The 13632-nt window shown below is 58.7% G+C and carries 11 protein-coding genes; 5 read left to right on the forward strand and 6 right to left on the reverse strand.

Annotated elements, in window-relative coordinates; all coding sequences use genetic code 11:
- Window positions 1–108 precede the first annotated feature (108 nt).
- On the forward strand, window positions 109–996 hold the full coding sequence (locus tag NK667_RS14835) for a LysR family transcriptional regulator (protein ID WP_054051709.1): 888 nt from the start codon (window positions 109–111) through the stop codon (window positions 994–996).
- Between the two features lies 1 nt (window position 997).
- Here the strand turns inward: NK667_RS14835 and NK667_RS14840 are convergent, their stop codons facing one another.
- Window positions 998–2218, reverse strand: coding sequence for an MFS transporter (locus NK667_RS14840; RefSeq protein ID WP_054615245.1), 1221 nt, complete (start codon window positions 2216–2218; stop codon window positions 998–1000).
- Window positions 2219–2447: 229 nt separating this feature from the next.
- Here NK667_RS14840 and NK667_RS14845 point away from each other — a divergent pair, with 229 nt between their 5' ends.
- A complete protein-coding gene (locus NK667_RS14845; RefSeq protein ID WP_054615246.1) occupies window positions 2448–3551 on the forward strand; it encodes a Gfo/Idh/MocA family protein in 1104 nt (367 codons plus the stop codon).
- A 150-nt stretch (window positions 3552–3701) separates the two neighbouring features.
- Here NK667_RS14845 and NK667_RS14850 read toward each other — a convergent pair whose 3' ends face one another.
- The 3 genes from NK667_RS14850 to NK667_RS14860 form a co-directional block, all read right to left on the reverse strand.
- Window positions 3702–5669 carry a GIY-YIG nuclease family protein gene (locus NK667_RS14850; RefSeq protein ID WP_054615247.1) on the reverse strand — a complete coding sequence of 656 codons (1968 nt, stop codon included), beginning with the start codon at window positions 5667–5669 and terminating at the stop codon, window positions 3702–3704.
- A gap of 101 nt (window positions 5670–5770) precedes the next feature.
- Window positions 5771–6334 carry a YceI family protein gene (locus tag NK667_RS14855; RefSeq protein WP_054615248.1) on the reverse strand — a complete coding sequence of 188 codons (564 nt, stop codon included), beginning with the start codon at window positions 6332–6334 and terminating at the stop codon, window positions 5771–5773.
- Between the two features lie 34 nt (window positions 6335–6368).
- Window positions 6369–7319, reverse strand: coding sequence for a LysR family transcriptional regulator (locus NK667_RS14860; RefSeq protein ID WP_236708595.1), 951 nt, complete (start codon window positions 7317–7319; stop codon window positions 6369–6371).
- Window positions 7320–7429: 110 nt separating this feature from the next.
- On the opposite strand from NK667_RS14860, the gene NK667_RS14865 reads away from it, so the two are divergent.
- Window positions 7430–8860: an amidase gene (locus NK667_RS14865; RefSeq protein WP_054615249.1), complete on the forward strand. Its 1431-nt coding sequence runs from the start codon at window positions 7430–7432 to the stop codon at window positions 8858–8860.
- A gap of 177 nt (window positions 8861–9037) precedes the next feature.
- Window positions 9038–9685: a VOC family protein gene (locus NK667_RS14870; protein WP_054615250.1), complete on the forward strand. Its 648-nt coding sequence runs from the start codon at window positions 9038–9040 to the stop codon at window positions 9683–9685.
- Here NK667_RS14870 and NK667_RS14875 read toward each other — a convergent pair.
- A complete protein-coding gene (locus NK667_RS14875; protein WP_054615251.1) occupies window positions 9682–10338 on the reverse strand; it encodes a hypothetical protein in 657 nt (218 codons plus the stop codon). The genes NK667_RS14870 and NK667_RS14875 overlap by 4 nt on opposite strands.
- Window positions 10339–10563: 225 nt before the next feature.
- Between NK667_RS14875 and NK667_RS14880 the strand changes: the two genes are divergently transcribed.
- Window positions 10564–12012: a toxin-antitoxin system YwqK family antitoxin gene (locus NK667_RS14880; protein ID WP_152980962.1), complete on the forward strand. Its 1449-nt coding sequence runs from the start codon at window positions 10564–10566 to the stop codon at window positions 12010–12012.
- Between the two features lie 98 nt (window positions 12013–12110).
- Here NK667_RS14880 and NK667_RS14885 read toward each other — a convergent pair whose 3' ends face one another.
- Window positions 12111–13469: an MATE family efflux transporter gene (locus NK667_RS14885; protein WP_249574241.1), complete on the reverse strand. Its 1359-nt coding sequence runs from the start codon at window positions 13467–13469 to the stop codon at window positions 12111–12113.
- Between the last annotated feature and the right edge of the window lie 163 nt (window positions 13470–13632).

Genomic DNA, 13632 nt, shown 5'->3' on the forward strand with positions numbered 1-13632 from the left:
GGCTTGCTCGCGAATGCGGCGCCTCGGTTTCTCTGACTCTCCCCTTTGCAAATCCCCCGCCCGCCTCTACTCTGCTTCAACCCTCCTGCATCGAGCACACCTCCCATGATGGACAGCCTCAGCGGTATCACGGCCTTCATTCAGGTGGCCGAAACCCGCAGCTTCACCGAAGCCGGGCGCCTGTTGGAAATCTCCTCCTCCGCCGTCGGCAAAAGCGTGGCGCGCATGGAAGAACGCCTGGGTGTGCGGCTGTTCCATCGCAGTACCCGCAGCGTCACCCTGACCACCGAAGGCGAGCTGTTCCTCGACCGTTGCAAGCGCATCCTCAGCGAAGTGGAAGCCGCGCAAATGGAGTTGCTGGAGTTGTCCGCCACGCCCAAGGGCAAGGTGCGCATCAGCGTGCCGATTCAGAACGTGCTGATCATGCCGGTGCTGGCCGGGTTCATGCGCGCTCACCCGGACATCGAGCTGGACGTGGACATGTCCGACCGCATGGTCGACGTGATCGAGGAAGGGTTCGACGCGGTGATCCGCACGGGTGCGCCGCAGGATTCACGGCTGATGGCGCGCAAGCTCGGCGGCTATCAGTTGCAGTTGGTGGCATCGCCCGAATACCTGGAACGCCACGGCGAACCGACGCACCCGGATGAACTGGTCAACCACGTGGCCCTGCTGCACAAGTTTCCGGCGACGGGGATGATCGAACGCTGGCCGCTGCGGATCGGTGAGACGCACATCGAGCCGAATCTATCGAAAGCCATGACCTGCACGACGATGGATCCGCTGACGTATCTGGCGCTGGATGGGGTGGGGATTGCCTGCCTGCCGGATTTTTCAATCCGTCAGCCGTTGGCCGATGGCAGGCTGAAAGTGGTGTTGGCGGACTACACCGACCACACCGGCAACCTGTGGATGCTCTGGCCTGCGTCGAAGCAGACCGCACCGAGGCTGCGAGTATTGATCGATTTTTTCAAAGACAACATCTTGAAGGTTTGAATCAGCGTTGCAGGGCCTCGGCAATCGGGGCCTTGCTGATGCCGAAACTGAGCATCACCGCCAACCCGAGCACCCCGATGCCGGCGCCCAGCCACAGCGCCGACGACACGCCCGCGTGATCGACCATCAAGCCACCGAACAGCGAACCCGAGGCGATCGCCACCTGGAACGTGGTCACTAACATAGCAGAACTGGCTTCCGGCAATTGTGGCGAGGTCAGTTGCATCCAGGTGCTGACGCCCAGCGGAATCGCGCCATACGCGACGCCCCAAACCAGTACCGCCAATGCCACGCCCCAGCCGTTTAAGGCAGGCAAGGCCAGTTGTGCGATCACCATCAACACCACCACCGCCCCCAAAGACAGGCGCAAATACCGCACGATGCTGCCGGCCATGGCGAAGTTGGCGAGCATACCCAGCAGACCGAAGCCGAGCAGAATCGCGGTGATCGCACTCGGCGAGTATCCAGCCTCATTTGCAAGGAACGGCGCGATGTAGGTGTACGCGGTGAAGTGAGCCGCCACTACCGTGCCCAACAGCAGCATGCTGCGCCGGGCGTTACTGCGGGCCAGGAACCCCAGCAATGCGCGCCCCTGCAAACCTTCGCGCGATGGCAGCGAAGGTAAGGTCAGCCACTGTGCCAGCAGCGTCAGCAACGCCAACCCGGCCGTGGCCGCGAACGACACCCGCCAGGAAAACAACGTGCTGACAAACGTGCCGAACGGCACCCCGAGCACTGTCGCCAGGGTGATGCCGCCGAAGATCAGCGCTGTGGCTTTCGCAGCTTTTGATTCACTGACCAAACGCCCGGCCGCCGCAATCGCCACGGCCCAGAAACCACCCAGTGCAACACCCAACAGTCCTCGTCCCAGCAACATGATTGGCAGCGACGGCGCCAGGGCCGACATCAGGTTTGAAGCCACCAGCACCAGCGTCAATAACAGCAGCAGATGGCGGCGATTCATCTTCCCGGCGCCGAGCATGATCGCCGGTGCCGAGATCGCCGCGACGATGCCCGGCACGGTGACCATCAGCCCTGCCACGCCATCGGTGATGCCCAGGCTATTGGCGATTTGCGGCAGGATGCCCACCGGCAGGTATTCGGTGGTGACAAACGCAAAGGCACCGAGGGCGACCGACGCCACCGACAGCCATTCGCGCGTTGTAGAGGGTGGCTCAAGCGCAAGCGCTGAAGTCGCTGGTATAGCGTGCATATCGTTCATGGGGGAAAGCTCCACAGTCAGAAGTGGAGCCATGGTAGGGAGCGGCGTTGCGTGGAAAAACGGTGCAAGGCTCCGATCACTGTGGAACGATCGCTCCGCAATCAAGCGCTCTGGCCTGCACATTAGCGCCGTTTCTGTCCAAAGAGTTCGGCCCTGCGACCTGTTTTTCCCCTGGCATCAGCTCCCTAGACTTGGCCTCCTCAGACATCAACCTAACGAGGCCACACCCATGACTACGTCACACTCCCCCATTCGCGTCGGCATCGTCGGCGTGGGTACCTGGGCCCGCCACGGTCACTTGCGTGTGCTGGCGCTGCTGCCGCAATACAAAGTGCAAGCGGTGTACAGCGAACGACGTGAACGCGCTGAAGCCGCGGCCAGCGAATACAACATTGTGCAAGTCGCCGACTCGCTCGACGCTCTGGTGAACAACCCCGAGGTCGACCTGGTAGTGGTGCTCAACACCGCGCCCCAGCACGAACAAACCGTGCGCGCCGCCATCGCCGCCGGCAAAAACGTCTACTGCGAATGGCCGCTGACCACCACTACCGCGGCTTCCGAGCAATTGGTGCACCTGGCCAAAGACGCCGGCGTGCGCCACATCGTCGGCCTGCAACGCCGCCATGCGCCGCACAATCGCTACCTGCAAGACTTGCTGCAGCAAGGTTACGTCGGCCAGTTGCGCTCGGTGCGCATGCACGTCAGCACTCATTACTTCCAGGCGTTGCGTGCAAATGCGCTGCGCTGGACCGCTCCTGAAGAAAACTTCTCCAGCATCGTCTCCATCTACGCCGGACACTTCCTCGACATGCTGTTCACTGCCACCGGTTGGCCGCTGAGCGTATCGGGGCTGACAGTCAGTCAGTTCCCGAAGGTCACCATCATCGAAACCGGCGAAGTGCTGGACAGCACCGCGCCGGATCAACTGGTGCTCAATGGTTTGCTGGAAAACGGCGCGGTGGTTTCGATCCATATCGAGGGCGGCAAACGCAATGGTTCGGGCGTGCAGATCGACATCACCGGCGACCAGGGCGACCTGAAAATCACCAACCGTTCGGCGTTCGGCGGCGTGGGCGATGACTATGTGATCGAAGGCGCCCACGGCGATGACTTGCCACTGCAAATCCTCCCAGTGCCGGACAGTTATCAGCGTTTGCCTGAATCGGGATTGCCGTCGGCGGTGCTGGAACTGGCGGAGTTGTATTACGTGTTTGCCCAGGATTTAGCCGATGGGACACACGCGGCGGCGACGTTTGAAGATGCGTTGCGGATGCATCGGTTGTTGGATGTGGCGAAGGTCACGAATCAACTGGCTGTTACCACCGGGGAATGAGGTGCTCGCAGAGGCTGGGGACACCCGCCATCCAAGTGTGGGAGCGGGCTTGCTCGCGAATGCGCAGGGTCAGTCGGCATCAATTCTGAATGTGCTGGCCTCTTCGCGGGCAAGCCCGCTCCCACTAGGGGTTGGGGGTGCGGGGCGATGCTACTGCGGTTCGCTGAGGGCTAGCCATTCGGGTTGGCGCCCCGCCCTTATTTGCGAGGCAATAGAGTTGGTGAAGCTGTTCACATTTTTGTATCGCTCTTGGAGAAACGGCAGGGCCCTGTAGGCACTGGCTCTTGAGTCGAACGCTTGCCACTGGTTCTCAACCAGAATCCACACCGGATTGGCCGCATTGTGCAGTCGATACCCCTTCCCGTTCGCCGTGGCGATGGATTTCGATAACGTTACATTTAGATCGACGGGATAGAGCGGCGCACCATCCAGCCCAAGCACGTTCAGTAAACTGTCGAAAGGCCGCTGATGCTTGAAGTAGGCATTACGCCTTTTGATGTACAGGGCTGAGGTTCTTCTTGGTTCAGCGCCCCTATGCTTATCAATGTCTTGTAGCTTCTTGAAAAACTGCCCCATATATAAATAACCGGACGCAGGCACGCGACCATCGACCACATCCATCTCCGGATAAAAAGCTTCCTGTGTGTTCGTCTTGTAAATATTAAAGCCCTTGGGGAAAGGCTTAGGGTTATGCGAGCGCTCGGCGTCTTTTATCCAGGCGGTAAAGTAGCTATGAATGCCTGTGCGGCTTAACCCGTAGAAGACCGATGCAGACTGCATGCTGGGGAACAGCCGATTGCACACTTTGTAATAACGATCCAGCTTGCTGCCGCTCAGCAGGAACGGATCGATTTCGGGGTAAATCGGTGCCCCGCTTTCGTCTGGTATATTCAGTCCGATCGGAAAGACCCCGGCCTCTTCGTATCGGTTGACCTGACTGGTAAAACTCCCATACACCATCTTGTTCAAGTAGCCCGTCTGGTTGTAGGCTTGCAGCCGGTTCTCGTAGAGAACGCCGTCAACAATAAGCGGCTTGGACACCAAGTCGATCAGAAACTCCGAGGCTTTCATTCGGGCGACATCCAGCAGCCCCACCTCGTTCTCTTGAAATTGCTTGCAGCCGTATTCGTCGAGCACGTTGTACCCCACGTAAAACAGATTCTTCGAGGCCATTCTTCGAAACAAGGCGGCTAGATTCGAGTGCGTGCCGACCTCTTCTTTTTCGACAGCCTCTGCAAGTGTGTTGTACGGCGTGCCCTTCACCAGGAAGCGCGGGTACGGGTACCTGGTGTTCCAGGCCTTTTGATAACCCTCGATCCGGTTGGCCCTGATTTGCTCCTGAATTTCGTCGCGGCTGATTTCCGGAAAAACCGGTTCATCATCGTTTATATAGTTGAACCCCTCCGGAAAAACCCCCTGCTTTGCCCAGTAGTGATACCAGGCTTTGAAGGTCGCGTAACTGGTGCAGTATCCGGAAATCACGTCCACCTGCAGAGCCTGGGCAATTTCAACAACACTGTGCGCCTCAAAAGCGACTTTGATTCCGGGGTACACCGTCCCGTTAAACTTGATCGGCTGGCGTGCCTTCTCCCTCAACATTTCCAACACATGCTCAGGCATGATCAGGCCTTTGACCCCCTCACCCCCGTCCGTCATGTTGGTCAGGCAACCGGTGTTTTTGTCCTTGCGTCCCCAGTGAGCGATCAGCTTGATTTCAAGTTCTTTTGAATACTCGAAAGACGGACACGGAATAATCTGGACAAGGACTTCATCCCTGCCCACTTTATTCATGACGTTGCTTTTCCAGCGGTTGCGTTTCGCTGAGTAGGCCGTCTTCGCCATAGCTTCGTAATAGTGAAACGCATAGCGCCGTCCACTGCCGATGCCGACATAAAATGGCTGCGGTGCTTGACTGTCGCCATCCGTTTCATCGGTACGCCGCAAGATATAAACATAGTCGCTAACCGAGTCATCCATTGCCAGGCTCGGATTTTTGATCGCGTCGAGATAATTGAACGTTGGCAGTCCACCAATAAACGGAACCTGATGGTGTCCCTTGTTGGAATTGGCGATGGTCTTGCTTTTCGTTGCCCCGACTTCCCGGTCGTCCATGTCCATAGTGACGCTCATTGCCTTGCCATCCAAAAGCCCCAGCTTATTTTCACTTGGCCGCCAAAGCCAGAAAAATGTCCGTCAGGCAGGCATGAACACTTGCTGCGTTACTGCTCCGGCGCAACGATCCGAAAGCGGATATTGATGTCTTTGGACACCACACCATCCGCCCACTCACCCTCGCCGATTTTGAAGTCCTCGCGGTTGAGCGCGAACTCGCCGACAAACACGCCGATGCCGCTTTCCGACTTCAGTTGGACTTGGACTTCCACTGGCCGGGTGATGGTTTTGAGGGTCAGGTCGCCGGTGAATAAATAACGGTCGCCACCCAAGGCTTTGACGCGGGTGGATTTGAAGAGGCCCAGCGGGTAGGTGGCCGTGTCGAACCACGCCGGTTTTTGCAGTTCGGTGTTGGCATCGCTGCTGCCGGCGTCAATGCTGGCGAGTTGGATGCTCAGTGCTGCATGGGCGGCCGAAGGTTGTTGCGTGTCGAAATCCAGCGTGCCTTCGAACTGGCCGAACGTGCCGTACACCCGCGAGCCGAATTGACTGTAGGTGAAGCTGATCTGGCTGGCGGCGGCGTTGACCTGATTGTATTCAGTGGCTTGAGCGCAACCCGCGCCGAGCATCGCAACAGCGATGGCGGCGTACTGCAGGAACCGAAAACGCATGGGACTCTCCGGTCAGGGGCCAGCGATAGGTGGACTAAAGCAAAGAACCGCTGTTTATGCCACTGGCATCGCCCGAGCCCGACATCCGCCCCTTCAAATACCCGATAAACGCCGTCACCTTCGGCGAGGGCAAATGCTCGCGCGCCGTAACCGCATTCAGATCCTGCGGCGGGCCGATCCACTCCGGCAATACCCTTTGCAATCGCCCTGCTTCAACGTCAATCCGCATGCTCTGGTCCATTCCCAGACTCAGCCCTTCACCGGCTAGTAATGCTTCCTTTAACAGCGCCGGGTCATTGGCGATGATCGTTGGCTCAACCCGATAGTTGCGCAACTTGGCGCCCGCCTTGCGCAACGGCCAGACGTAACCGACATCGCGCCGAGCCTGATTCAGCACCAGCGTGGAATGCTGGATCAACTCGTCAGGCGTGACGGGTTGAGCATGACGCTCAATGTATTCAGGTGCGGCGTAAATGCCCGTGGCATAACTGGCCAGCCGCCGCGCCACCAGACTCGAATCCGGCAGCGCACCGAGACGCAGCGCTACGTCTATCTCTTCCCCGACCAGATCCAGCGGCACATGGGACGCCAATATCTCAAGCTTGATCTCCGGATACGCCTGGCGAAACCCGGCCACCAACGGCGCGAACCAACTGACCCCGAACGAGTACGGCACCGTCACCCGCAACCAGCCGCGCGGGCCATCACGCAATTGATGCACGGCCAATTCTGCGTGTTCAAGGGTTGCGGCGATGTCCTTGCATTGCTCGTAGTAAACCGCGCCGGCCTCGGTCAGGCTCAACTGGCGGGTGGTGCGACGCAGCAGTTGCACGCCGATGGCCTGCTCCAACTCGCGCACGCGGCGGCTGACGGTGGTCTTGGGAATCTGCAAGGCCTGGGCCGCTGCGGTAAAACTGCCCAGGCGCACTACGCGCACGAACACCAGCGTGTCATTCAAGTCCCGGATCATCGCGCTGCCTGTCATTGGTGGAATCGTTGGATTGTGCCACCAACGGCACATTGCATACCGCTTTAATGGGCTAATCAGCGAATAGCGCTTTACCTATGATCGAGTCTCTCAACAGGAGACCGCTCATGAACCTCAACGAATACGCAGCCTACGATGGCATCGGCCTCGCCCAATTGATGGCGGCCGGCGAAGTCACCTCGGCAGAACTGGCCGAGCTCGCATTGGCCGCCGTAAACCGGGTCAACCCGCAGATCAACGCCGTTATCGAAACCTGGTCGCCCTGCGTGACCGAAGGCGCGAGCCCGTTGGCCGGTGTGCCGTTTCTGATCAAGGATTTGGCCATCACTTCGGCGGGCCGGCGCGTGGAGTTGGGCAGTCGTCTGGCCCAAGGATTGGTCGCGGAATCCGACTCGTACCTGATGCAACGTTTCAACGCCGCCGGCCTCGCCACCCTGGGCCGTACCACCACGCCGGAAATGGCCTTCAGCACCGAAACCGAATCCGTCCTGCAAGGCCCGACGCGCAACCCGTGGGACCTTCGTTTATCGGCCGGCGGATCAAGCGGCGGATCAGGCGCAGCAGTCGCCGCCGGCATCGTGCCGATTGCGCATGCCACCGACGCGGCGGGTTCGATCCGCGTACCGGCGGCCTTCAACGGTTTGGTCGGCCTCAAACCGACCCGCGGCCGCGCCTCCAATGGCCCGGCGCTGGACGAAGTATTTACCGGATTCGGCGTGCAACTCGGCCTGTCGCGAACCGTGCGCGACAGCGCGGCATTGATGGACATCGTCCAGGGCGGCGCGCCCGGCGATCCGTATTACACCGCCGCACCGGCCGAAGGCTTTCTCGCCCAAGTCGGCCGCGCCCCGGGACGCTTGCGCATCGGCCTGCTCGACACACCCTGGAACGGCGCCCCGCTCGACCCCGAAATCGCCGACGCCACCCAGGCCGTCGCCTGCGAACTCGAAGCCCTCGGCCACAGCGTCGAGCCAGTCAGCGCCCCGCTCGGCACCTCGTGGGAATCCTTCGTCGAAGCCAACGCGCACATCTGGTGCGCCACCCTCGTCCGCTGGATCGACGGCCTCGCCGCCGCCACCTCGCGCCCGATCGACCTGACCACCCTCGAACCCGCCACCCTCGCCTGCTACGCCTACGGCCAACAGGCCCGCGCCGTGGAGTTCGCCGCCGCGCTGGAAACCCGCAACCTCATAGCGCGCAGCGTGGCAGGTTGGTTCAGTGACTTTGACGTGCTGCTGACACCCACCCTGCCGCGTCTGCCTCAGGCCTTGGGCAACTACAACCTGGGCGCGGAAAACATGGACGGCCTGCAGTGGACGGCGCGGGTGTTTGACCACTCGCCGTTTACCCCGGTATTCAACGTGGCGGGGACACCGGCGATATCGTTGCCGTTGGGGATGTCGGGCGGCCTGCCCATCGGCCTACAGTTTGCAGCGCGATTCGGAGCGGAGGATGTGTTGCTGCGGCTGGCGGCGCAGTTGGAAGTGGCAATGCCATGGCATCAGCGCCGCCCCACAGTCTGGGCAGGCAACCCATAAACCCGAAAACACCCCCAAATCCCCTGTGGGAGCGGGCTTGCTCGCGAAGGCGCCGTATCAGTCAACATCTTCATCGACTGACACCCCGCCTTCGCGAGCAAGCCCGCTCCCACAATGGACGGTGTATAAACCTGAAATAGATCCCGGCAGGCAAATCCCCACAAAGGCACGGAGCACATGAACAGCACCCTCGACCACCTCGCCATCGTCGCCCCCGACCTCGACGCCGGCTGCGCCTTCGTGACCAACGCCCTCGGCGTCGACCTGCAACCCGGCGGCGCCCACCCACGCATGGGCACCCACAACCGTCTGCTGCGCCTCGGTCCCGACATCTACCTGGAAGTGATCGCCATCGACCCATCCGCCCAACGCCCCGACCGGCCGCGCTGGTTTGGCATGGATGAATTGGATTTTGATACGCCGCCACGCCTGGCAACTTGGGTCGCCCGCACCGACGACATCCAAGCCCTAAACGATGCCTGCCGCGACATCATGGGCAACCCCGAACCCATGACCCGAGGCACCTTGTCCTGGCAAATCACCATCCCCGCCGACGGCCGCTTGCCCCTGAACGGATCAGCACCGACGCTGATTCAATGGTCACAAACACCCCACCCCGCAAGTGCCATGCTGGATCGAGGCTGTTCGCTGGTAGCGCTGGAGGTGTTCGATCCCGATCCCGAAAAAGTCCAGGCGATACTCACCGCGATCAACTTTTCCGGCCCGGTTCATCTTCATGCGTTGGAGGCGACTGCGAAGCCTTACTTGGTGGCGCATATTCAAACGCCGCAAGGCTTGAAAACACTGCCGATTTCAAACCTTTAAATCGGCACCTGCGCCGATTTGGATCGTGGGTAATTAAGCGCGTCGATCTCGGACTGGCTGAGTTCGCCCGCCTCAAACTTCGCCATCATGGAACCGGCAACCTTGGCTTTCGGGTGATCGTCCTGATAAGCCATTTTGTGCTCGCCCAGATAGTCGCTCAGATTCATTGAGTAACCTATCACCTGGCAATTTTTATACTTGGCCCTGCCCATGATGTTTTTGAACCGTGCAGCAAACGACTTGTTATCGGCGTCCGGAACGCCGGAAAAACACGCATAGATTTTGATTGTTCCGGCAAACGCCTCGGTAAGCAGTAACGTCTTTGCGAATATATAAGCCAGTTCCGCAGACTTCAGGCCGACCTTGCCACCCACATCCTTGGCAATCAGGTCCACCCCCGGCGCGCAGTGACCACACACATAAATCTGATCTTCAGGGCCGGCACACCCGGCAATCGCCAGTTTGAGCTCTTCAAGTTGGCCCAGATGAAAAAACTTATAGGGTTCAAAGCCCGCAGGGATCTTTCCCGTCTCGATGTCCCTGATTTTATCCAGTTTGCTGCGTCGGGCGGCCGTCCAGTTCTTCTTTGTCTGAGTGGCCTGACCCGTCAAATTATCGAAGGGGAAAATAACAATCCGTTTGCCCTGTTTCATGATCATTCCCTGCCAGTGGGAGCACCTGAATCACAGGATCGGAGCGACCGTTTCCTGCGGTGATATCAAGCCTAGCAGCCAACCGGGAGGATGTAAGGGCTCGATCCTGAGTCTTAAACCTCTGACCAACCGCTCAACATGATGGCCTGGCAATAGGCCATACATTACAATGGCCGCCCTCTCGGTCTGGCAGTTGCTGATCGGCCAATGAATAAGGAGATTCTGGTGTTTCATCGCCCTCCCCGCGTTTTGTCTTTAGGTGTTGTCCTGTTGTCGTGCCTGTCACTGTCGGGTTGTTTTACTGAGGAAGTCGACAACCGCCAGACCCATGAAATCCAGGGCCTGATCTACAAGATTCACGAGAAAGATCCGTTTACCGGCCGAATCCTGAACTTCCCGATGTCGGTGATGGGGCTGTACAGCGTCGGGGCCTGCAGTGTCGATATCAAAAAAGGCCTGCCAGACGGCGAAATGCGCTGTTCCGACAATGCCGGTACGTTGGTAGGCGTGGCTCATTTCGAGGCTGGCAAGCGTGACGGAAGTGACGAAAAATACGATCCAAAAACCACCAAGATGACCAGCCGCGGCCACTGGGCCAAAGGTCAGTTGGACGGCGTCCAGGAATTGTTCAATGCGCAGACCGGTGACCTGATCGGCGAAACGCATTACATCGCGGGCAAGCAAGCCGGCACGGAAAAACTCTGGGACGCCTCGGGCAAAACCCTGATCACCTCGCTGGACTGGCAAAACGGCGTGCAAACCGGCTTCGACAACCGCGGCGAACACCGTCGTAACTTGCTCAATGGCAAGGAGCACGGTGTTCAGCAATCGTTTAGCATTCACAACAACAAGTACTACATCAGCGGCGAAGAAAACTACATCAATGGCGTCCAGAACGGCCCGCAGAAAGACTTCGACTACTTGGGCAACGTTCTGAAAGAAAGCGTGTTCAGTAACGGTGTTCGCCAATCCTTTATACAAAACAAGTACGAAGACGGTCGTCAGACCTACCACGTCAGTCAGATCGAAACCAAAGAAAATACCAATATCTGGGACCTCGATACCCTGGCCAAACAAGGCACAGAACAGTATTGGGATGCCAAGACCGGTGAACTGACTCGGGTGTTGGAATGGAACCGCGGCAAACTGGTCAGCGCCACCCGTACGGTGTGGCTCAACGGCAAAGTTGAAAGCCAGTACCAAGGGATCGGCAAGGATAATTACCGTACCAATCAGAGCGTCGAGAAGGACGGCATTGAACGTATCTTTGACGAAAAGGGCCAGTTACTTGCGCATCTCCAATGGACTGACGGAAAACTCACCGGCGCCATCGTAAGGCTGTCCAAAACACAGCGCCCCGACCATCCAGGCAAGATGGGTGTAATCGACTTGCGCATGTCCGGTTACGGCAGTCCGTCAGTGGAGGAAGATCCGGACTTCTTCACCGACAGCAGTTACGAAGAACCCTACAACGTTCAGTTCGTAGCATTAATCGACCCGCCCACCGCGAATCAAGCAGTCACTGCGACGGCGGCAACGGCAGTCGCCAATAAAAAGTCCCAAGCAGACATTGATGCTTGCGTACAAAAACAAGTGGACGCCATCCACGCCGAAGATGAAGAAGCGCTGATCCGCTCGGACATGCTCGAAGAGTTCGAGCAAGGCTGTAGCTGAGTCAAATCAAGCCGCACGAAAAAATGGGCCACCGTTTGCACGGTGACCCATTTTTTTTACCCGAATACTAAGCCGCGATACCCACAAACTCAGCCTGACTACACCAACCGCTCAATCTTCTGATGCTGCCAGACAAACTTGTAGTAAGCCGTCTGCAACGCCAACATCCCCAGATACGCCACCGGAAACGCCATCCACACACCCTGCAATCCGTACTTCGCGTCCAATAGATACGCCACCGGCAACTGCACACACAGCACGCAAACAATCGAAATCGCCATCGGTATCAACACCGTGCCGCTGGCGCGCATGATCCCGCCGATAATCGCCTGGAAGCCAAACACCAACAAACTCCACAACATGATGTGCAACAGATGCTCAGCCATTGCCCGAGTCGAGTCCTCGGTCAGGAACAACCCCAACAACCAGTGCGACAACAAATAACCCAACAACACCAAACCACCGGTCAAACACACGTTAATCAACAACCCGGTGCGCAAAATCGGCGTGATCCGCTCCAGCCGTCCCGCCCCAATCGCCTGCGCGCCAAGAATCGACGCGGTGATCGCAATCGACAACGCCGGAAACTGCACGTAATTCACAATCTGCGTCACCGCCCCGTACGCCGCCGTCGCCTGCGAACCGTGCTGATTCACCAACGCCAGAATCACCAACTCCGACGCCGACAACACCACCATCTGCAACCCGGTCGGCAACCCGATACGCAACACCTTGCCCAGAATCTCCAGGTCCAACCGCATCGCCGCAAACATCTCCCGATCCGGCGCCAACGGATGCCCCTTGCGAATCAACCGCCACGCCAACCACCCCATCGCCGCCAAATTCCCCGCCAACCCCGCGTACGCCGCACTCTGAATCCCCATCGGCGCAAAACCCAGCCAACCTTTTATCAAGGCGGGAGTCAGCGCCAAACCGATGCACGTCGAAACGACCAACGCCACCAACGGCGAAACCGTATCACTCACCCCGCGCAGCAACTGCGTAAACAACACGTAGACCAACAGCGACGGCATGATCCACATCATCACGTGCGCGTAAGAAACCGCGTCGTCCAGCACATCGGCTGGGGTGCCCAAGCCTTGCAAGGCAGGCCTTGCGAACACACTGCCCAACACCGCCGCGACCAACCCGATCATCGCGCCCAACAACAGGGTTGTGGCGGCGATGGTTTTCACCAGATGCGTTTCACGAGCGCCCCAAGCCTGGCCGATGAGCACACCCGCGCCCGCGCCGAGGCCGATGACCAGGGCGATGAAGAAGAAGACGATGGGGAACATGCCCGACACCGCTGCTAAAGCTTGGGTGCCTAGCATTTGGCCGATGTAGATGCTGTTTATCGTGCCCGACATGGATTGGAGGAAGTTGGAGAGGACCATGGGGGCTAGGAAAAGGAGGTAGGTTTTCCAGAGGGGGGCTGGGTGGGTGGGGGTTTGCATTGAGGCTCCGTCTCGGGGTGGGCTGGGGCTTTGGGGATTCTACGCTAGGGGGCGGGCATCGATGCGTTCCTATTTTGAAGATTTGGGTAGCGAAAAGAATGTATGGTTTCGGCACATAGCAGTCGATTAGTGCCGCAAAAATAAATATGTCTCCATTTTTTCT

The sequence above is a fragment of the Pseudomonas nunensis genome, assembly GCF_024296925.1.
Lineage (GTDB): Bacteria > Pseudomonadota > Gammaproteobacteria > Pseudomonadales > Pseudomonadaceae > Aquipseudomonas > Aquipseudomonas nunensis.